The following is a 19,757-nucleotide window of genomic DNA, read 5'->3' as shown; positions in this document are numbered from 1 at the left end:
CGGCCTGGGCCAGTTGCCCATTACTCATGACGACCCAAGCCGTGACCTACCCCACCGACAATCCCCTGCTCGACGACCTCGGCATCCGCCTGACCAGCGTCACCCATGGTGCCTGCACGCTCGAACTCGATATCGAACCCCGCCACCTGAACCGCCAGGGCTCGCTCCAGGGCGGCGTGAGCGCCACGCTGCTCGATGCCGCCTGCGGTTACGCCGGCCTGCAGGGCGAGGACGGCAAGATGGGCAACGCGGTCACGCTGATGCTGACCATCAGCTATCTGGGCCGCGTCAGCACCGGCCGTGTCCGCGCGACCGCGCACGTCACCCGCGCGGGCCGCAGCATCTATTTCTCGTCGGCCGAGCTCACGGCCGAGAATGGCGACCCGATCGCCACCGCGCAAGGCACGTTCAAGCGCTCCCGCGAGGCCGCCGGCACCTGACCCGGCGCTTCTCGCCTATATTGACTGAGGGCCGACGGACGGCCCCCTCAGTCGGGAGAACGCTGGCGATGCGCGAGGAAACGCAGGATGACCGACCGGACGACGAGAGCGTACGCAACCACCCGCGCTATGCCCAGATGTTTCCGGTGCTCACCGAGGCCGAGCTCGATCGCGTGCGGCGTTTCGGCACGCTGACTCACCACGCCGCCGGCGAATATCTCTATCGCGCCGGTAACCTGTGTCCGGGCGTATTCGTGTTGCTTGCGGGCAAGGTGCGCATCATCGGCCGCGATGGCCTGGGTCACGAGCGTGTGGTGCATACCTATACGCAGCGGGGCGAATTCACGTCCGACGTCACGCAGTTGTCGAGCAAACCTGCCGTGGTCGATGCGCACGTGATCGAGGACGTGCAGGCGATGCTGCTGCGCCCCGACGAACTGAGCGCGCTGATGATCGGCGAGGCCGATATCGGCGAGACGCTGATGCGCGCGCTGATCCTGCGCCGCGTGCTCGTCATCGAACGCGGGCATGGCGTGATTCTCGTAGGCTCGGGCGAGGATGCGCGGCTCCAGGCACTGCAGAATTTCCTGCGGCGCAATGCGTTTCCCTACGTCACGCTCGACGCCACGCACGAGTCCGATGCCATTGCGCTGCTGGAACGGCTGACGCCCGCGCCCGACGACTTCCCGATCGTCGTCTGCCCCGACGGCTCGGTCATGCGCAATCCCGATGCGGGCCAGCTGGCATCGTGCCTCGGCCTGATTCCGGAGTTCGATCCGAGCCATGTCTACGACGTGACCGTGGTGGGCGCCGGGCCGGCCGGACTCGCGACGGCCGTGTACGCGGCGTCCGAAGGCCTGTCGGTGGCCGTCTTCGACTGCCGCGCGCCCGGCGGGCAAGCGGGCACCAGCGCGCGTATCGAGAACTACCTTGGCTTTCCGACGGGCATTACCGGCCATGCCCTGGCCGGGCGCGCGTTCGTGCAGGCGCAGAAATTCGGCGCGCATATCGGCATCCCGTGCGAGGTCCGTGCGCTGCACTGCGACCGCTCGCCTCTTGGCATCGAATTCGACGATGGCTGCCATATCCAGTCCCGCACCGTCGTCATCGCCTGCGGCGCCGAATACCGGCGGCCCGGCGTGGCCGATCTCGAACGGTTCGAGGGCAATGGCGTCTACTACTGGGCCACGCCGATCGAGGCGCGGCTGTGCCGCACGGAGTCCGTGCTGCTGGTCGGCGGCGGCAACTCGGCCGGCCAGGCCGTCGTGTTCCTGTCCGCGCACGCCGAGCACGTGCATATGTTCATCCGCGGCGGCAACCTCGAACACAGCATGTCGCGCTACCTCGTGGAGCGCGTGCGCGCGTTGCCGAACGTCACGCTCCACATGGGCGTCGAACTCACGGCCCTCGAGGGGACGACGCGTCTCGAGCGCGTCCACTATCGCGGCGCCGGTGGCATCGAGGGCAGCATGACCACGCACCATCTGTTCGTATTCATCGGCGCCGACCCGAATACGCGCTGGCTGCGGCCAAGCGGCGTGCTGTTCGACGACAAGGGCTTTGTGCTCACGGATTACAACCTGCCCGCCACGGCATCCGCGCCCAGCGGTCCGCCGTTGCTGCTGCAGACCAGCGTGGAAGGCGTGTTCGCGATCGGCGACGTGCGCTCGGGCTCGACCAAGCGCGTGGCGTCGGCGGTCGGTGAAGGCGCGGCCGTGGTCGCGCAGCTGCACCGTTTTCTTGCCATGCAGCGCGCGCCCGGGTAGACGGGTTCAGCCTTCGAGCCGCTTCACCACCTCGTCCGTGGTCCACAGGCCGTTGGCGATAAACCGGAAGTTGATCAGCGCGGCCAGATAGCCATCGCCCTCCGGCACCTTGGGACCCGCGATCGCATCGCGCACCACGCCTACTTCGAAGCCCTGCTCGAGCAGATCGCGCAGATGCGATTCCACGCACAGGTTGGCGGCCATGCCGGTCAGGATGACCTGATCGACATGGCGCTTGCGCAGTTGCAACGTCAGATCGTTGACCTGCGGGCCATACAGCTTGTGTGTCGAGCAGATGATGGTCTTGCCGTCCTCGATATAAGGCTTGAGCTCGGGCAGGAAGTCGGCGCCCGAATCGCGAAACCCTTCCAGCGTCAGCGCACCGGGGCGATCGAACATGCCGAGCCCGTGCTGGAGCACCTCGCCCGGGCCCTGGAACGCGCCCTCGTGGTCATGCGGGTAGTAGTAGTGCGGCGACACGGCCACGGGCAGCCCGGCCTGCTTGGCGGCACGGAACAGGCGCGCGAGGTTCGGCACGAGGTTCTGCTCGGTCACGCTCTCGCCCACGAGGGGCCACGCGGCGCCCTGGGGGCTCATGAAGTCGATCTGCGGATCGATCACGACGAGCGCGGCGCGCTTCGGATCGAGTTTCATCGTGTGCTTCGGCAGCGCGGCGTTGGCGGGGTCGGCGTACTGAGGCAGCTTGGGCGTATTGCACATGGTGATTCTCCGGTGAAAAGACGGGTCAGTTTATAGATGACCAGTCGCTTTATTAAAAGGCAAAAAAAGAGACGTGCCCCAAGGCGCGTCCCGGTGGTACCTCGTCGTCAGGCCAGCAGTTTCGGCAACACCATCCGCTCGAAGCGCAGATACGGGTCGCGATTGCGCTGCACCTTTGCGCGCAGCACGGCGCCTTCCCAGGCCTCGATCAGCACGCCGGCCACATCGTGGGCGCGCTCGCCGGTACCGATATGCGACAGCGCGGCCACGCAATCGGCCAGCGCATCTTCCCAGCGCTGGAACAACTGCATCAGCCGGCGCCGGGCGTCGTCGCTTTCGGTCGCGAGTTCGAGGGACAGGTTGCCGACCAGGCAGCCCTGCGCGAAGTTATGCTGGCCGTGGTCGTCGGCCAGTGCGCGGAAAAACCGCGCCAGCCGCGCGGCGGGCGCCTGCGACGTATCGCGCAGCAGCGGGAAATGCCGGGTCTCGATGCCGAGCCAGTACTGCTCCAGCAGCTCGATGGCGAATGCCTCCTTGCTGTCGAAGTAGTTGTAGAACGAGCCCTTGGGCACACCGGCGGCGGCCGTGATGTCCTGCACGCCGGAGCCGTTGAAGCCGCGGCTGTGGACGACCTGCCCGCCGGTGGCGAGCAGCCGGGCGCGCACGTCGGGGTTGGGGGGTCTTGGCATGGGATAACCGGCGAATGGCTAACGATGGTTAGAAAGATAGTCGGTCATCTATTTATTGTCAACACCCGCGTGCAACGCCGCGCTCCGCCTATCGCCCGGTGAAGCGCGCCGGCCGCCGCTCGATAAAGTGCGCGACGCCTTCCGTGAAGTCTTCGCTCTGGATGCTCTCGAACATCTCGGCGTTGGCCACGCGCGTGGCGTCGGCCAGCGACTGGAACGGCTGCTCCCACAGCTGGCGCTTGATCACGCCTATCGACCGTGGCGACACGTTCTCGGCAAGGTCGTCCGCATAGGCGACGGTCTCGGTCATCAGCGCATCCGCGTCGTAGACACGATCGACGAGGCCCATGCGCAGCGCTTCGTCGGCCAGCACCTTGCGCGCCGAGTACAGCAGGTCGGCCGCATGGCCGGGTCCCACCACACGCGGCAGCATCCATCCGATGCCATGCTCGGCGATCAGCCCGCGTCGCGCGAACGCCGTGCTGAACGCGGCCTTCTCGCTGGCAAATCGCATATCGCTATAGAGCGCGAATACAAGGCCGAGGCCGGCCGCGGCGCCGTTGATCGCGGAGATGATGGGCTTTCGCAGCGCGGGGAAGTAACCGTAGCGCGTCTGGTAGTCCGCGCGCCGGTTCATGTCGAATGGACGCATCCAGCGCGCCGCGCGGATATCGTCGGGCGGCAGGATCTCCAGCGCGTTGATGTCCATGCCCGCGCAGAACCCCTTGCCCGCGCCCGTGAGCACGATCACGCGGACTTCCTCGTCGCGGTCGAGCGCTTCCATCGCATCGCGCAGTTCGGTCTCCATGACCTGCGTGAGCGCATTGAGCTTGTCGGGGCGGTTCATCGTGACGATGGCCACGCGGCCGCTACGGCCGGCCAGCGTGACCGTCAGTTCCTGATATGTTTTCTGGCTCATCGTTCGGTTCCTCTTTCCTTTATGGCAACTGCACCGCGCGCGGCTCGACGAACTCCTCGAGCCCAAAGACACCGCCCTCCCGGCCCATGCCGGACAGGCCAAACCCGCCGAACGGCGCCGCGGGGTTGAAGCGCGCACCGTTGACGTCCACCTGCCCCGCCCGCAGCGCATCGGCCACGCGGGCCCCCGTGGCATCGTCGGCCGCCCAGACCGTAGCGGCCAGGCCGTAAGGCGTGCCGTTGGCGAGCGCGATCGCTTCTTCGACCGTGTCATAGCACTGCACCGCGAGCACCGGGCCGAAGACTTCCTCGTTGGCCAGGCGGCTATCGGCGGGCACGTTGCCGTAGACCGTGGGCGCGACAAAGAAGCCGTGCGCGGGCACGGGCGCATCGGGACCGCCCGCGATACGGTCGAATCCCGCGCGTTCGGCTTCGGCCAGATGCGCGTGCACACGTTCGCGCTGCGTAGCCGAGAGCAATGGTCCGATGCGCGTGTTCGCGCCGGCCGGATCGCCGAGCGTCATGGCCGCTACCGCCTGCTCGAGCCATGCGCGGCATTCGGGATAGGCCTCGCGGGCGACGATCAGCCGCGTGGTCGCGCTGCATGTCTGTCCCGAATTGAGGAAGCACGATGCCACGGTAGCCTTGACCGCCTTTTGCAGATCGGCGCCGGGCAGCACGACGGCCGCGGACTTGCCGCCCAATTCCATCGACACGCGCTTCATGTCGCCGGCGGCCGTGGCGGCGACCTTGCGGCCCACGGCGGTCGAGCCCGTGAACGACACCATCCGCACGTCGGGATGCGACACCAGCGCGGCGCCGAGCGCGGCGCCGCCGGACACGATATTGAGTACGCCGGCCGGCAGTTGCGCGGCCTCGCACGCGGCAATCAGATGTTGCGTCGCGGACGGCGCGAGCTCGGACGGCTTGAGCACGACCGTGCAGCCCGCGAGCAGCGCCGGGGCGACCTTGCCCGTGATCTGGTGCAGCGGATAGTTCCACGGCGTGATGGCGGCGACCACGCCGACGGGCGCCATCGTGATGCGGGAATGGGCGACCTGCCGGACGAACGCGAAGTCGTCGGCGAGCGCGGCGGTGGCGCGCCATGCCGCGATTGGCGCGTCAACCTGAATGCGGCGCGACAGTTTCAGCGGCATGCCGACTTCACGCGAGATATCCTCCGCCAGCTCGGATGCGCGCGATTCCAGCGCATCGGCCAGCGCAAGCAGGTATTGCGCGCGCGCGCCGGGGCTCAGCGTCTGCCATGCGTGCGCGGCCTTCGTTGCGGCGCGCACGGCCGCGTCCGCGTCGGCTGCGCCGCCGAGCCGCACGTCCACGCGCGGCGCCTCGGTGGCGGCATCGAGCACGCGCACGACCTCGCCGCCTTCGATCGACCGGCGCGCGCCGTCGATATAGTGTTCCGACAATTGCTTCACATTCACTCCCTACCTGGTGTTGCGTTGTTCGAGAAACCGCGCCATGACGCGCTGCGGTTCGCCATCGGCGTAGCATTCGAGCTGGGCGCGGATACCTGCCACGGCGGCATCGTCGAAGCCCGGCTGCGTCATCGCGCGCAGGCGCTGCTTGGAGAGGCGCACCGCCGTGGGTGGCAGTGCAGCGAGCGTGCGCGCACGGGCCAATGCGGCCGGCATCAGATCCGCTTCGGCGTGCAGGGCCGTGACCAGTCCCATCTCGTAGGCGCGCTGGCCGCTGACCAGTTCGCCCGACAGCGACATCTGCACGTTGTGCGTGTGGCCGACGTGCAGCGTCATCAGGTACGACCCGACGATGCTGGCGAGGCCGGCCTTCACCTCCGGCTGTCCCCATCGGCTCTCCGGCGTGGTCAGCCGGAAGTCCGCGCAGAGTGCCACCTGGAAGCCCGCGCCGGCGGCCACGCCGCGCACGGCCACGACGGATGGCTTGTCGAGGTCGCGCACGGCCTGGTACATCGCGCGCTGGCGTTCGAGCCATGGCACGATCTGCTGCCACGAGACTTCGGCGGCCTCGTCGAGGTCCTGCCCCGCGCAGAATGCGCGCTCGCCCGCGCCGGTCAGGACCAGCGCGCGGATGCCGGTATCCGCGTTGAGCGCGCCCAGCGTGTCGATGAGCGCCTGGCGCAGCGCGCCGTTCACGGCGTTCATGCGCGTGGGACGGTTCAGTATGACGATGGCGATATCGCCGTCGCGTTCGACGCGCACCACGTCATGGCTGTCTTGCTTTGGATCGCTCACGATCAGGTCTCCTCGTGCAGTTGGACGACGGCATCGACAGCAACTACGCCCTCGCCGGCCGCCATCACCATCAGGGGATTGATATCGACCGAGCGCAGCGTGTTGCGATGGCGCAGGGCCCAGTCGCCGAGCGCCACGGCGGCGGTGGCGAGCGCATCGAGGTCGAGCGCCGGGATGTCCCGATAGCCCGCGAACAGCGGGGCCACGCGCAGCCGCGCGCAGGCCGCCCTGGCGTCGTCGACCGTGAACGGCGCGAGCAGGGTCACGATGTCCTTGCGGAGTTCCAGCAGCGTGCCGCCCTCGCCGATCATCACGAGGGGGCCGAACATCGGGTCGACGGAGACGCCGAGCGCGAATTCGTGCCGGCCCTTGACCATTTGCGCGACCACGACTTGCGGTTCTGTGACCTCCAGTGTGCGCAACGTGTCGAGACACGCGTGCGCGGCGGCTTCGACTTCTGCCGGGGTGCTCAGGCGCAGATGCACGAGGCCGTGCTCGCTCTTGTGCGGCACCGATGCCGCACAACCCTTGACCACGACGGCTCCGGCGCCATCTGCGCGCATCGCCTCGAACGCGGCGACGGCCGCATCGGCACTCGCGCAGCGGCGGTACGACACGGTCGGCACACCGGCCTCGGCCAGCAGCGCGAGACTGCGCGCCTCGTCCTGCAGACCATGGCCGTCCAGCGGCGGCGGCGCGGACGGGACGGGCTTCATGACGACCCGTGCGCTGCGCTGCCGGTGCATCGCATACTGCGCCAGCGCCGCCACCGCATCCGCCTCGGTCACGAACGTCGGCACCCCGTGCCGCGTAAATACTTCCCGCACACCCTGCTGCGGCGCGCTGGCCACCAGCGGCTTGCGGTGCGCCGCGCTGAACGCCGCCGCATCGCGCGCCAGCGCTTCCACGTCGTAGCCGGGCCCCGCCACCGGGATGCCGATCATCACCATGTCCGCCGCAGGATCCGCGCCCAGCGCGTTGAGCACCCGCGGGAACATGTCGCCCTTGCCGAGCAGCGCGGCCGTCATGTCCAGCGGATTGTTCGCGGTGCCGAACTCGGGCAGGATCTCGCCGAGCGCCCGCAGCGTGTCGTCCTGCAATGCCGTCAGCGGCAGCGCATGCCGCTCCGCCAGATCGGCCGCCATCACCCCCACCGCGCCGCTATGGCTCATCACCACCGTGCGGCCCTGCCCCGGCGCGTGGTCCTGCAGATACAGCGGCACCGCGCGCACGAGTTCGCCGATATCGCCCGCGCGCCAGATGCCATGCGCGACGAGAAACGCATCGATCGCCGCGTCGTTGCCGACCAGCGCGCCCGTATGCGAGGCGGCCGCCTGCGCCCCGCGCGCACTATTGCCGGCCTTGATCGCAACGATGCTCGCACCGCGCGCCCGCGCCGTGGCCGCCGCACGCGCCAGGGCTTCGGGATTCGAGATCGTTTCCAGATAGACGAGAATCAGCCGCACCTCGGGATCGCCCGCCACCGCCGCCGCGATCGCACACGCATCGAGGTCCGCATCGTTACCGGTGGCCACGAGGTATCGCACGCCGTGCCCGGCCTGCCGCAGCAGCGCATACGGCATCACGCTGGCCGCGCCGCTCTGGCTGATGATGGCGATGGGGCCGTCCTGCGGCGCCACCTCCATGAACATCGTCGAAAAGTTGAGCACCGCGCCACTGGCAAAGTTCGCGGTGCCCTGCGCGTTCGGGCCGACCAGACGCATGCCGCCCGCATTGGCGATGCGCACGAGTTCCTGCTGGCGCGCACGCCCGGCCGCGCCGGTCTCGGCGAAGCCCGAGGCCATGATCACGGCCGCCTTGACGCCCGCATCGGCACAAAGCTTCACCTGCTCGCGCGTGGCGTCGCCCGACACCGCGACGATGGCCGCTTCAGGCGTCTTGCCGAGCGCCACGAGGTCGGCGAGGGTCGCGTGCGCGGGCAGGCCCTGAATGACGTGACGCCCCGGATTGACCGGCAGGATCTCGCCCGTATAGCCAAACGCGCGCATGTAATGGATGGGCCGGCCGCCGACCTTGTTGGGATTGTCCGAGGCGCCGATCACGGCAACGGAGGCCGGGTGGAACAACGCCCCGAACGTGTCGTCCATCGCGTCCTCCAGCGGCGCAAGCAGGGTGTCAGTCAACGGTCGCTCCCGATTGCTTCACCACGGGGCCCCACTTGGCCGCGTCGTGCTGGATCAGCTTTGTGAAATCCGCGGGCGTGCCCGGCAGCGGACGCGCGCCGAGCGCGGCCAGCTGCGTCTGCACGTCCGACTGTCCGAGCACGGTCTGCAGCTCGGCATTGAGGCGCTTGATCGCATCGGGCGGCGTGCCCTTCGGCGCCGAAAGGCCGAACCAGATCGTCACGTCGAAACCGGGCAGCCCCGCTTCCGCGACGGTCGGCACCTTCGGCAGCGCCTCCGACCGCGTGGTGCCGGTGACGCCGAGCGGCTTGACCTTGCCGCTGCCGATGTACTGCACCTGGCTGGATACCGTGTCGAACATCATCGAGATGCGCCCGCCGAGCAGGTCCGTGAACGCCGCGGCCGAGCCCTTGTAGGGCACGTGCACGATATCGATGCCGGCCATCGACTTGAACAGTTCGCCCGACAGATGGTTGGAGCTGCCGTTGCCTGCGGAGCCGAACGTCAGCGAGCCGGGCTTCTGCTTCGCGAGCGCAATCAGCTCCTTCACATTGTTGACGGGCAGGCTGTTCGGCACCACGAGCACGTTGACCGTGGCGGCGACGGAGCCCACGGCGTCGAACGCCTTGACCGGGTCCACCTTGAGGGCGCGGTACAGCGACGGATTGATGGCCATCGTGCCCGTGGTCGAGAAGAACAGCGTGTAGCCGTCGGGGGCGGACTGGGCCACCGCTTCGGTGGCGATCGTGCCGCCCGCGCCGCCGCGGTTGTCGATGACGACGGGCTGGCCCAGTTGCTGCGACAGGTGCTGGCCGATCAGGCGCGCCATGGCGTCGGTGGGACCGCCGGCCGGGAACGGCACGACGAGGCGAATCGGTTTGCCCGGGTATGCACCGGAGGCGAAGGCGCTGCCGGCGGCCAGCGGCGCGGCAGCAATCAGCAGGGCGCAGAGCGGTCGGCGCCATGCGCGAAGCATGTGGGTAAAGCGCGGCATGTTGTCTCCATATTGTTTTTTGCCCTTCTTTGCGGTCCGAAGGGATGACGTCAGTGTATGGAGTCTCTTGGCAATGCAAAAGCGTACAATCCGCGATATCTGATATCTATTTTCTGGATGGATAGTTCATGAACCTCAAGCAGCTGGAAACGGTCGCGCTGGTGGCCGAACTCGGCTCCCTGTCGCGCGCGGCGCGGGCGCTGGGCATCGCGCAGTCGCTGGTCAGCCGCGCGATTGCGCAGATCGAGGGGGAATGGGGAGACCGGCTGTTCGAGCGGACGGGGCGCGGTGTGGTGCTCTCGGAATTCGGGCAGCGGATCGTGCCGCATGTGCGGCTGCTGCTCGATCAGTCGGCGCGATTGCAGGACGAGGTCAAGGATGCGGCGGGCATTCCGGTCGGGCTCGTCAAGATCGGGGTATTACCGTCGATGGCGCCGCGGCTGGTGCCCGCGCTGTTCGAGGATCTGCGGTCGCTGGCGCCGGGAGTGCGGCTGCACGTGGCGGAAGGGTTCAGCGGGCAGCTCGACGAGGCGCTGGAGTCGGGGCGGATCGATCTGGCACTGATCAACCGGTATAGCCCGGGGCCCCGGCAGGACGAGGATGTGCTGGCGCAGGTGCCGACCTATCTGATCTGCACGCCGGCGCATCCGTTTGCGAGGTTGTCGCAGCTGGCGTTTCGGAAGCTCGATGGCATTCCGCTGGTGTTGCCGCCGTCGCCGAACGGGTTTCGGTCGATTCTCGACCAGCATGCGCGGCGGCTCGGCATCTCGCTCGATGTGGCGCTGGAGGTGGAATCGCTGAGCACGATGAAGGAGGTGGCGCTATCGGGCTGCGCGCTGACGATTCTGCCGCGGCTGGCGGTGGCACAGGATATGGAAGCCGGCCGGCTGGCGGCCGTGGAAATCGTCGATCCCCGCATGCCACGCGATATCGCAATGGGCGTGACGCGCCACCACCCACTCTCGCGCGCGGCGCGGCTCGTGTTGTCGCGGCTGCACGACCTCGTACCGCGTGTGGCTAGCGGTGCGCTGTGACGAGGGGCGGTCCGCCAGCGGACGCGCGGCGCGAGGTCGACGCAAGCCGCGCGAGTCGCGAAGGCCATGCGCCTTGGGCCGTCGTGAGCAGTGGGCCGCTCGACTGTGGGCTCGTTATGTGGCCAGGCGGCGGGTCTGCCGCAGCATGACACCGCGGTCGAGTAGCCATACCGCGAGCATCGTGGCGCCCATCATCGGGAAGATCGCGCCAAGGAGCCCGAGGCCGATGACCCACGCGCGCATCGGCGGGACCGCGGAGGGATAGCTCGGCGCCGCGAGCGCGCGGGCGGGCCGGCGCTTCCACCACATCACGAAGCCGCTGATCGCGAGCCCCATCAGGCCGAGGGAAATCGCCGCGCATACGATCTGGTTGGCCATGCCGAAGTAGCGGCCCATATGCAGCGAGGTGCCATACGACACCGCGCGCGCGACTGGGCCGTAGTCCGCGTAAGAGATATCGCGCACGATGCGGCCGTCGTGCGGGTCGATATGCAGCGTGCGTTCGGCCTGCGGGTCGGCGGGGAAGCACGACACGGTATAGACCGCGTTGGGCCGGGTCGGCAACGCGACCTGGCAACCGCTACCGGCCCCGCGCGCGGCGGCGATCTGGACGACCTGGTCGAGTGTCAGCGTTGCGGGCTGGCCGCTGGCGTTGGGCACTTGGGTCAGGCCCGTGGCCCACGGTAGCTCGGATAGCGGCAGCGATTCCATCGTCTGCCCGGCGGCACCGGTCATGGCACTACCGCCCGCGCCTGCGGCACGCGGGCCGTTGCCATCGGCGATGGCTTGCCCGCCGGTCGTGGTGCCCGCATGGCCAGTGTGGGTCATGGCATTGCCGCCCTCGCCTGCGGCGCGCGGGCCGTTGCCATCGGCGATGGCTTGCCCGCCGGTCGTGGTGCCTGCATGGCCAGTGTGGACCATGGGGCTGGTCGTGAGGCTGGTCGTGAGGCTGGTCGTGGGGACGGTCGTGGGGCTGCTCGTGGGGACGGGCTCCGCGCCCGTGTGCGCGGCATGGCCCGTGTGCGCGGCATGGCCGGTGTGCCCGGTATGGCTCGTGTGCTCGCTATGGTTGGCCGCATGGCCGGCCGCCTGTGCCGGCCCATGTCCCTCATGCCCGCCGCCGGCAGCCGGCCGCCCCAGATTCGCCTTCGTCGCCAGCGCCTTGAACTGCTGCCCCCACGACGCCGTCCACGGCAACCCCGACAACACGAACGCCAGCGCCCCCACCGCGAGCCACGCGCCCAGCACGCTGTGCAGTTCCTTCCACCACCCGCGCTTGCCACCCGCCGGCCGCATTGCAAACGCCCCCGCCCTCCTCTCGCGCAGGCGCGGCCACCACATCGCAATCCCGGTGGCCAGCATCACCAGCACCCAGCAGCCCGCCAGCTCCATCAGCAGTTCGCCCGGCTTCCCTACCAGCAACGCGCGATGGAGCATCCGCACCTGCTTCATCAGGCGGTCCTCCACACTCAGCGTCCCAAGCCGCTCGCCTGTATAGGGATTCAGATACACGCTCTCGCTCTGCCCCGGTCCGAGCCGGAACACGAACTCCGCGCTCGCGCCCGGGTTCGCATTGACCGCATAAGTCGTGGCCACCGCCCCCGCCGGCGCGCCCGCGCGCGCACGGTCCAGCAGCGTCTGCGCAGGCAAAGGCTGCCCAGCCGGCTCCACGCGCAGCAACTGCGGATACAGCAGCGGCTCGATCTGCGGCTGAAAGCAATAAATCGTGCCCGTCACCGCAAGCACGACCAGAAACGGCATGACGAACAGGCCGGCATAGAAATGCCAGCGCCAGAGCATGCGATAGGCGGACGCCGCATTGGCGGCAGGAGCGTGGGAGGACAAGATACTCGGGACGGAAGGTCGTGAAGCGAAGGATACTCAGTTTCGCGCGGAATTTCGCCGTGCCCGAATGTCACACCCCGCGCGGCAGCGGGGCGAATGTGGACACGCTCGGACGCAGCGCATCCGGCGCCAGGGCAACCGCCCGCCGATAGCTGGACGGCGTCCACCCCGTGTTGTCGCGCATAAACCGCGTGAAATGCGGCGGTGCGTTGAACCCGAGTTCGTAAGCGATATCGGCAATCGAACGCGAGCTATCGAGCAACAGCGCAAACGCCATCTCCAGCCGGCGCATGTTGTAGAACGCGCGAGGCGGCAGTCCCGTGGCGCGACGGAACAGCGTAAAGAAGTGCCGCTCCGACACGTCGTACCGGCGCGCCGCATCGCCAATCTCGCGAAACGTGTTCAGTTCCCCAAAGACCAGCGCGTTGGCCTCGGCGCGAATGGAAGGCGCCTGCGCATCGTCGGCCGGTGCCGACGGCAACGGCCCACGTTCCATTGCGGCATGCGCCACCGCGCCAAACACCGCATCGACGCATTGCCGGACCGCCACCGCGCCGGGGTCCTGCACCGTCATCGCATCGACGAGTTCGCGCAACGCCGCGCGCGCATCGCGCGCCAGCGCGATCGGTACATTGGGTCCCGCGGTACCCGGCGCGGGCATGGCCAGGCCCGCACGCGCCGCCAGCGAGGCCGAGGCCTTGATCAGCACCGACCCCGGCAATCCCCGCGCGCCACCGCCCTCGCCCGCGCGCGGAATCGCGTAGATCTGCCGCGGCCGCAACAGGATGGCATCGTGCGGCAACAGCCGACGCGCATGGCCATCGATCAGTACATCGAGCGGCGCCTCATCGACGTTGGCCAGAACCTGCTCGCAATCGCGCGTGTGCGGCGCGAAGACGACGTCGGGCGCCAGCAGCGACACGCGGCCGAACGCACCCCCGAGGTATCCCAGATGGGCACCATGTGGCGTATCGAACGGGGCAGCGTGCTGCGGCAAGGCCATCGTCGGCATCCGCTCCCTAATCGGCCGCCACGAGCCGCCCGTCGGCGGTCAGCCGCGACCACGTCTTTTTCTCGATCTGCACGGTGCGCGCCAGTTGCGCGCTGCTGGTGTCGGGCACTTCCGCGCCCCACTGTGCGACGGTATCGCGCACGGCAGGCTCCGCCGATACCGCCTGAATCTGCGCGGAGAGTCTGGCCAGCACATCGGCCGGCACGCCCTTCGGCGCGAACAACGCGATCCACGAAGCGATGTTCGGCAGCCCGGGCACGCCCGCTTCACCGAGCGTCGGCACTTCGGGCACGGCCTTGCTGCGCGCCGTGGTGCTGACGGCCAGCGCTTCGAGCTTGCCCGAACGGATCTGCGGCAACGCCGTCACCAGCGAAATGATCGCGATATCGACATCGCCCGCGAGCACGGCCTGCAGCTGCCGCGCCCCGGTGGCATACGGCACGTGCACGACATCGACGTTCCCGTTCTGCTTGATCAGTTCGCCAAGGAAATGCATGCCGGTACCGATGCCCGGCGACGCGTAATTGAGCTTGCCCGGCCGCTCGCGCGCGGTGCCGAGGAACTTCGCGAACGTGCCGAAGCGTCCGGCCTGCGCGACGATCACGTATGGCGTGGCCGCAATCTGCCCGACCGGCTGCAATTCGCCTTCCGGATCCACATTGCCGGCGCGCGAGGCCCACGATGTCGTGATCGATGTGCCCGTGGCCAGCAACGTGTAGCCATCCTTCGGCGCCCCACGCACCTGCCGCGCCGCGATCTCGCCGCCGGCACCGGACTTGACCTCGAGCACCACGGGCTGGCCGAGCCGTTTGGAAAGTTCCTGCGAGTAGAGATGCGGCGCGTTTGCGGGAAAGCCGTCGCCCCAGGGCATGAGGATGCGGATGGGCTTGTCCGGATAGGTCTGCGCGTGGACGGCCACGCTCGCGAGCGACAGCGCGAGCGTGATCAGCGACGAGATCAGCGACGAGAGCAGATACGAGAGGCGGGCCGCATGGCGGCGGGCGATATTCACAATGACTCCTGCGGATGACTGGCACACGGGGTACCGGGTGCGAGCCATTCTATGAATCATAAGGTCGTGGCACTTACCGCCGGATGAAGCCGCTTAGACCGATTTCGCGCTTGCTTATAACAATTTCGCGGCGGATCGGCATTGCATATGCGCCTGGCGCGCATGCGCGCCCGCCGATTTCAGCCGGTGGTAACGCCTTGCGTGGCGCCCGCGCCGACAATGGCCCCGCATCGTTCCTTCGACCCACGACCATTCCTTCGCCGCTCATGACTACCTTGCACGCCCGCGCCCCATTCGCGCGAGCCGAAGACCTGCTCGCCGCGCCGCGCGACAACCGGCTGTTTATCGATGTCCGCCTCGGCGACCCCGCCACCGAACTGGAAAGCTACCGCGATGGCCATATCCACGGCGCGGTCCATGCGCAGATCCGCGACGTCTTTGCCGGCCCCCCGACCGCCGCGACCGGCAACCTGCCGCTGCCCGACCCCGTTTCGCTTGCACTCGTGCTCGAGGCCTGGGGCGTGGATGAAGACACCGAGATCGTGCTGTATGGGCCGAACCTCGCGCTGGCCGCGCGTGCATGGTGGGTGCTGCGCTGGGCGGGCCTGAGCCGCGTGCTCGTGCTCGATGGCGGCCTCAAGGCGTGGACGGCGGCGGGCGGCGCGGTCGCGCGCGGCGACGCCGTGCCCTCGCGGCGGATACCCGGCCGTCTGCCGCGGCTCTCGGCGGGCGCACTGCCCGAAGTCGGCGTGGCCGAGCTCGCGTCCACGCCTCCAGCCACGATCGTCGATGCGCGCGATGCCGCGAGCTATCAGGCCGGGCATCTTCCCGGCGCGATCCATCTTGCCGCCGCCGAACACTGGACGCCATCGGGCCTGATGCGCTCGCGCGAGATCCTCGCCACGCGCTATGCGGAGGCCGGCCTGCGGCCCGGCGGCGACATCGCGGTCTATTGCGGCGGCGGCGTGCTGTCCGCGCTGGTCTGGATGACCATGGTCGAGGCCGGCCTGTCGCCGCGGCTCTATGTGGGCTCCTGGTCGGAATGGTCCAGAGACCCTGCCCGCCTCGCGCAATCCGAAACCGGTATCGGCAAGACGGGAGCCACGGCATGACGCAGGTCGATGTGGTCATCTGCGGTGGCGGTCCGGTCGGCCTGTCCCTCGCCTATCTGCTCGGCCGCGCGGGCGTGCGTACCGTGCTGTGCGAGAAGCGCGCGGGCACCACGACCCTGCCGAAGGGGCAGTTCGTGCATGCCTCGACGGCCGAACTCTACCGGCAATGGGGCGTCTGGCAGCAGCTCGACAATGCGGGCTGGCCGATCGGCGCCTCCAATGGACAGGGCTTCTATCTGCGCGTGGCGCTCGGCACGGTGGCCGAGGTGCGCCAGTCCGCCGGCGACGATGCGTACTACGCGCGCAAATGGGCGGATCTCTCGCCCGTGTTCCCGCGCAAGATTCCCGCCTCCGACTACGAGGCCGCGCTGCGCAGGCAAGCGGAGGCATGGCCTAACGTCTCGCTACGTTTCGGTACCGAGGTCGTCGATGTCGCGCAGCACGGCGACGCGGTACAGGTGCGCGTGCGTCATGGCGACGACGAACAGGACATCCGGGCGCGCTATGTCGTCGCCTGCGACGGGGCACGCAGTTTCGTGCGCAGCCGCGTGGCCGGTGGCGAGGACCATGGACCGACGTTCGGTAACCAGATCCTGACCGAGTTCCGGGCATCGCTGGACGACACGCTCGGGCAAGACGGCTTTTTTCATTCGTTCGTGCTGGACCCCCGCTATGCGGGATGGTTCGGCAGCAGGCATCCGCGAACAGGCCTGTGGCGCTACAGCTTCCGCCACGACGAAGAGGCACTGCCCGATGCCGACGATGTGCGCCGGCGCATTCGCGGCGCGCTCGGCATGCCCGATATCGATATCGAGATCGTCGAAACCTACCGCTTCGACTACACGACGGGACTGCTGCGCCGCTGGCGCGAGAACCGTGTGCTGTTCGCGGGCGATGCCGCGCACTGGCATTCGCCATGGGGCGGCTATGGCGCGAACATCGGCGTACAGGATGCCAACAATCTCGCGTGGAAGCTTGCGCTGGTCCTGCGCGGCGCGGCGCCGGAAGCCCTGCTCGATACCTACGAGGCCGAACGCAAGCCCCGCGCGCAACTCGCCGTGAAGGCGGCGACGTACAACTCGCTGAATTTTCAGGCGATCGTCCAGGCCACGCTGCTCGGAGAACCGGATGCCGCGCGTACCGGCGCGCTGAGCCCGCAAGGGGTCGCGTTCCTGCGCGATGCGCTCGTGCGGCATGGTGCCAACAGCGTGCTGCATACGGGCTTCCAGCTTGGCACGACCTACGGCGGCGACGAGAGCGACAGGAGAGACGAGAGCGACGGACGTGTTGCCGTGCTGCGGGACGGCGCCATCGCGCCGCCAGCCTCGCTCGAGCACTACGTCGAGAGCACGGTACCCGGCACGCGTGCCCCCCACGTCTGGCTGCGGCGCGACGATGGCACGCTCCTGTCGACTGTGGACCTCTGGCATGGCCGCTTCACGCTGCTCGTGCAGCGCGGCGCGCCGGCCTGGCGTGCGGCCGCGGCACGCGCGCTGGATACCCTCGATATCGACGTGGACGTCGTCGACCTCGGACCCGACGGTCCGTACACCCCGGACGCGGAAAAATTCGACCGCCTCTATGCGCTCCATGACGGCGACGCGCTGCTCGTGCGGCCCGACGGCTTTGTCGCGCGGCGCCTGACCGCGCGGACCGCGCCGGGACCGGCGCTCGCGGAAACGCTGCGACGACTGCTCGGCCTCGCCCCTGCCGCGAAGGCGGGGGCGGCCGGAGCGGCGATGTCCGCCCAGCCCCGCGCCATAAGCCGCCCAGTGGCAGCGCCGATCGTATAACGGCATGCGAAAACCATCGTTCCGCTTTGGTGCGAGCCCCCCGACAATGGCTCGCTTTCGTGCCGTTATCGGTGTTTTCCCGTATGCCACGCCAGATTCGCCTCAATGCCTTCACGATGAACTGCGTGGTCCACCTCGCCCCCGGGCAGTGGACCGCGGAGAGCGACCGGTCAACCGGCTATCTCGACACCGGTCACTGGGTCGAGCTCGCAAGGCTGCTGGAGCGCGGTCGCTTCGATAGCCTGTTCCTCGGCGATATCACGGGTATCTACGACGTAGCAGGCGGCTCGGCCGAGATGGCACTGCGCACCGCCGCGCAGGTGCCGATGAACGACCCCGCGCCGCTTATCCCGCTCATGGCCCACGCCACCACGCATCTGGGATTCGGCGTCACGCAGTCCGTTTCCTACGAACATCCCTATCTGCTCGCGCGGCGCCTGAACACGCTCGACCATCTGAGCAAGGGCCGCGTGGCCTGGAATATCGTCACGTCGTACCTCGACAGTGGCGCGCGCAGCCTCGGCCTCGATGCGCTGGCCGCGCACGATGCGCGCTACGACCGCGCCGACGAATTCCTCGATGTCTGCTACGCGCTGTGGGAAGGCGGCTGGGAAGACGGCGCCGTGGTGCGCGACCGCGAGACCGGCGTCTATGCGGACCCCGCGCGCATTCGCCGCGTGCGGCACGCGGGCGAACATTTCCGTACCGACGGCGTATTCCAGTGCGAGCCGTCGCCGCAACGCACGCCGTTGCTGTTTCAGGCGGGCGGCTCCGACCGCGGCACGCGCTTTGCCGCGCGCCATGCCGAATGCATCTTCGTGGGCGCGCCCACGCCGGCGGGTCTGCGGCGCACGGTGCAGCGGCTGCGCGACGCGCTGCGCGAGGCCGGCCGCGATCCCGCGTCGGTGCGCATCTTCGCGATGTTCACGGCCATCGTCGATGAGACCGAAGCCCTCGCCAAGGCCCGCCACGACGCCTATCGCGCGCGCGTGAGCTACGACGGCGCGCTGGCGCTGCTGTCGGGCTGGACGGGCATCGACCTGAGCCGCTACGCACCCGACGACACGCTCGAGTATGTCGATACCAACGCCGGACAGTCCGCGCTCGCGTCGTTCAGCAAGCTGGACCCGAGCCGCACGTGGACCGTGCGCGATGCCGTCGAGTTCGTAGGTATCGGCGGGCGCGGCGGTGTGGCCGTCGGCGACGCGCGGCAGGTGGCCGACACGCTCGCGGCGTGGATGGACGAAACGGGCATCGACGGCTTCAACCTCGCGTCGGTCGAGATGCCGCGCACGTTCGAGGACATCGTCACGTACCTCGTGCCCGAATTGCAGCGGCGCGGCGTCTACAAGACCGAATATGCGCCGGGCACGCTGCGCGAGAAGCTCACCGGCACCGATGACCGGCCCTCTTCCGCCACGCTTCAGGCGCCGCATATCGGCGCGACGTTCCGACACCCTGCTTCCTGATTCTCCGGAGTTCCCATGCCCCGCGTTACCGAGTTGTCCCCCGATACGTTCGACAGCAGCCGCCGCGCGCTGTTCGAGGCCTTCACAGGCAATGGCCATCATTTTGCCGATCAGTTCTCGGTGCTCGCGCACGTCGGGCCCGCCGTCGATCATCTGCCGCAGATGCTACTGGAGCTCAAGGCCCGCAACGCGGTGCCCCATCGCTTTATCGAGATCGCCATCGTGGTCGTGTCGCTGCTCAACGACTGCGAGTATTGCGTGCGTAACCACGCGCCGCGGCTGGCCGTGGAAGGCGTGAGCGAAGACGGCGCGCGACGCCTGCTCGACTATGCGGACCACCCCGAACTGTCCGAGGCGGACAAGCTCGTGGTCGAGTATGCGATCGCCGTCACGCAGCAGCCGCAGCGCATCCGCGACAACGTGTTCGAGCGCCTGCGTACCCATTTCTCGGAAGCCCAGATCGTCGAGCTGACGTTGCGCATCGCCTTGTGCGGGTTCTTCAATCGATTCAATCAGGCATTGCAGATCGGCGAAGACGCCACTGCCGTGCATCCTCTCTAAGCCCTTCAGCGATTCAA

Annotated in this window: 17 protein-coding genes; 7 read left to right on the top strand and 10 right to left on the bottom strand. The window is 68.4% G+C overall.

Annotation, left to right across the window (positions count from 1 at the left end):
• Positions 1-26: 26 nt before the first annotated feature.
• Together FOB72_RS31885 and FOB72_RS31880 are read left to right on the top strand one after the other, a co-directional pair.
• Positions 27-440, top strand: coding sequence for a PaaI family thioesterase (locus FOB72_RS31885; protein WP_150377201.1), 414 nt, complete (start codon positions 27-29; stop codon positions 438-440).
• 68 nt (positions 441-508) lie between these two features.
• Positions 509-2,206: an FAD-dependent oxidoreductase gene (locus FOB72_RS31880; RefSeq protein ID WP_150377200.1), complete on the top strand. Its 1,698-nt coding sequence runs from the start codon at positions 509-511 to the stop codon at positions 2,204-2,206.
• A 6-nt stretch (positions 2,207-2,212) separates the two neighbouring features.
• Here the strand turns inward: FOB72_RS31880 and FOB72_RS31875 are convergent, their stop codons facing one another.
• The 7 genes from FOB72_RS31875 to FOB72_RS31845 form a co-directional block, all read right to left on the bottom strand.
• Positions 2,213-2,926, bottom strand: a complete 714-nt coding sequence (locus FOB72_RS31875) for an isochorismatase family cysteine hydrolase (RefSeq protein ID WP_150377199.1) — start codon at positions 2,924-2,926, stop codon at positions 2,213-2,215.
• A 107-nt stretch (positions 2,927-3,033) separates the two neighbouring features.
• On the bottom strand, positions 3,034-3,615 hold the full coding sequence (locus tag FOB72_RS31870) for a TetR/AcrR family transcriptional regulator (RefSeq protein WP_150377198.1): 582 nt from the start codon (positions 3,613-3,615) through the stop codon (positions 3,034-3,036).
• A gap of 88 nt (positions 3,616-3,703) precedes the next feature.
• On the bottom strand, positions 3,704-4,534 hold the full coding sequence (locus FOB72_RS31865) for an enoyl-CoA hydratase (RefSeq protein WP_150377197.1): 831 nt from the start codon (positions 4,532-4,534) through the stop codon (positions 3,704-3,706).
• A gap of 19 nt (positions 4,535-4,553) precedes the next feature.
• Positions 4,554-5,969, bottom strand: coding sequence for an aldehyde dehydrogenase family protein (locus FOB72_RS31860; protein ID WP_150377196.1), 1,416 nt, complete (start codon positions 5,967-5,969; stop codon positions 4,554-4,556).
• Positions 5,970-5,978: 9 nt separating this feature from the next.
• Complete coding sequence (locus FOB72_RS31855; RefSeq protein ID WP_150377195.1) at positions 5,979-6,764, bottom strand: enoyl-CoA hydratase/isomerase family protein; 786 nt, start codon at positions 6,762-6,764, stop codon at positions 5,979-5,981.
• A gap of 2 nt (positions 6,765-6,766) precedes the next feature.
• On the bottom strand, positions 6,767-8,908 hold the full coding sequence (locus FOB72_RS31850; protein ID WP_317889550.1) for an acetate--CoA ligase family protein: 2,142 nt from the start codon (positions 8,906-8,908) through the stop codon (positions 6,767-6,769).
• Positions 8,901-9,902: a Bug family tripartite tricarboxylate transporter substrate binding protein gene (locus FOB72_RS31845; protein ID WP_150377194.1), complete on the bottom strand. Its 1,002-nt coding sequence runs from the start codon at positions 9,900-9,902 to the stop codon at positions 8,901-8,903. Before FOB72_RS31845 ends, FOB72_RS31850 begins: the two co-directional genes overlap by 8 nt.
• Before the next feature lie 128 nt (positions 9,903-10,030).
• Here FOB72_RS31845 and FOB72_RS31840 point away from each other — a divergent pair, with 128 nt between their 5' ends.
• The gene (locus FOB72_RS31840; RefSeq protein ID WP_150377193.1) at positions 10,031-10,936 is read left to right on the top strand and encodes a LysR family transcriptional regulator; all 906 of its coding nucleotides are present in this window, start codon (positions 10,031-10,033) and stop codon (positions 10,934-10,936) included.
• A gap of 114 nt (positions 10,937-11,050) precedes the next feature.
• On the opposite strand, the gene FOB72_RS31835 is transcribed toward FOB72_RS31840, so the two are convergent.
• From FOB72_RS31835 to FOB72_RS31825, 3 genes are all read right to left on the bottom strand, one after another.
• Positions 11,051-12,781, bottom strand: coding sequence for a PepSY-associated TM helix domain-containing protein (locus FOB72_RS31835; RefSeq protein WP_150377192.1), 1,731 nt, complete (start codon positions 12,779-12,781; stop codon positions 11,051-11,053).
• A 70-nt stretch (positions 12,782-12,851) separates the two neighbouring features.
• The gene (locus tag FOB72_RS31830; protein WP_191002329.1) at positions 12,852-13,784 is read right to left on the bottom strand and encodes a helix-turn-helix transcriptional regulator; all 933 of its coding nucleotides are present in this window, start codon (positions 13,782-13,784) and stop codon (positions 12,852-12,854) included.
• A 16-nt stretch (positions 13,785-13,800) separates the two neighbouring features.
• Positions 13,801-14,805: a Bug family tripartite tricarboxylate transporter substrate binding protein gene (locus FOB72_RS31825; protein WP_191002328.1), complete on the bottom strand. Its 1,005-nt coding sequence runs from the start codon at positions 14,803-14,805 to the stop codon at positions 13,801-13,803.
• Between the two features lie 266 nt (positions 14,806-15,071).
• Between FOB72_RS31825 and FOB72_RS31820 the strand changes: the two genes are divergently transcribed.
• The 4 genes from FOB72_RS31820 (at position 15,072) to FOB72_RS31805 (ending at position 19,740) form a co-directional block, all read left to right on the top strand.
• Positions 15,072-15,917, top strand: a complete 846-nt coding sequence (locus tag FOB72_RS31820) for a sulfurtransferase (RefSeq protein ID WP_191002327.1) — start codon at positions 15,072-15,074, stop codon at positions 15,915-15,917.
• Positions 15,914-17,710 (top strand): FAD-dependent oxidoreductase, encoded by a 1,797-nt coding sequence (locus tag FOB72_RS31815; protein WP_191002326.1) that lies wholly within the window; start codon positions 15,914-15,916, stop codon positions 17,708-17,710. The genes FOB72_RS31820 and FOB72_RS31815 overlap by 4 nt, the downstream gene beginning before the upstream one ends.
• A gap of 83 nt (positions 17,711-17,793) precedes the next feature.
• Positions 17,794-19,179 carry an LLM class flavin-dependent oxidoreductase gene (locus tag FOB72_RS31810; RefSeq protein WP_150377187.1) on the top strand — a complete coding sequence of 462 codons (1,386 nt, stop codon included), beginning with the start codon at positions 17,794-17,796 and terminating at the stop codon, positions 19,177-19,179.
• Positions 19,180-19,194: 15 nt separating this feature from the next.
• The gene (locus FOB72_RS31805) at positions 19,195-19,740 is read left to right on the top strand and encodes a carboxymuconolactone decarboxylase family protein (RefSeq protein WP_150377186.1); all 546 of its coding nucleotides are present in this window, start codon (positions 19,195-19,197) and stop codon (positions 19,738-19,740) included.
• Positions 19,741-19,757: the final 17 nt, after the last annotated feature.

Origin of the sequence: Cupriavidus pauculus (genome assembly GCF_008693385.1) — a bacterium.
Classification (GTDB): domain Bacteria; phylum Pseudomonadota; class Gammaproteobacteria; order Burkholderiales; family Burkholderiaceae; genus Cupriavidus; species Cupriavidus pauculus_D.
This window is presented reverse-complemented; position numbering and strand designations above follow the sequence as displayed.

Excerpts from the sequence above, each read along its gene's own strand:
- FOB72_RS31885 (WP_150377201.1), top strand. The coding sequence starts at position 27 with ATGACGACCCAAGCCGTGACCTACCCCACCGACAATCCCCTGCTCGAC.
- FOB72_RS31880 (WP_150377200.1), top strand. The coding sequence starts at position 509 with ATGCGCGAGGAAACGCAGGATGACCGACCGGACGACGAGAGCGTACGC.
- FOB72_RS31875 (WP_150377199.1), bottom strand. The coding sequence starts at position 2,926 with ATGTGCAATACGCCCAAGCTGCCTCAGTACGCCGACCCCGCCAACGCC.
- FOB72_RS31870 (WP_150377198.1), bottom strand. The coding sequence starts at position 3,615 with ATGCCAAGACCCCCCAACCCCGACGTGCGCGCCCGGCTGCTCGCCACC.
- FOB72_RS31865 (WP_150377197.1), bottom strand. The coding sequence starts at position 4,534 with ATGAGCCAGAAAACATATCAGGAACTGACGGTCACGCTGGCCGGCCGT.
- FOB72_RS31845 (WP_150377194.1), bottom strand. The coding sequence starts at position 9,902 with ATGCCGCGCTTTACCCACATGCTTCGCGCATGGCGCCGACCGCTCTGC.
- FOB72_RS31840 (WP_150377193.1), top strand. The coding sequence starts at position 10,031 with ATGAACCTCAAGCAGCTGGAAACGGTCGCGCTGGTGGCCGAACTCGGC.
- FOB72_RS31830 (WP_191002329.1), bottom strand. The coding sequence starts at position 13,784 with ATGGCCTTGCCGCAGCACGCTGCCCCGTTCGATACGCCACATGGTGCC.
- FOB72_RS31820 (WP_191002327.1), top strand. The coding sequence starts at position 15,072 with ATGACTACCTTGCACGCCCGCGCCCCATTCGCGCGAGCCGAAGACCTG.
- FOB72_RS31815 (WP_191002326.1), top strand. The coding sequence starts at position 15,914 with ATGACGCAGGTCGATGTGGTCATCTGCGGTGGCGGTCCGGTCGGCCTG.
- FOB72_RS31810 (WP_150377187.1), top strand. The coding sequence starts at position 17,794 with ATGCCACGCCAGATTCGCCTCAATGCCTTCACGATGAACTGCGTGGTC.
- FOB72_RS31805 (WP_150377186.1), top strand. The coding sequence starts at position 19,195 with ATGCCCCGCGTTACCGAGTTGTCCCCCGATACGTTCGACAGCAGCCGC.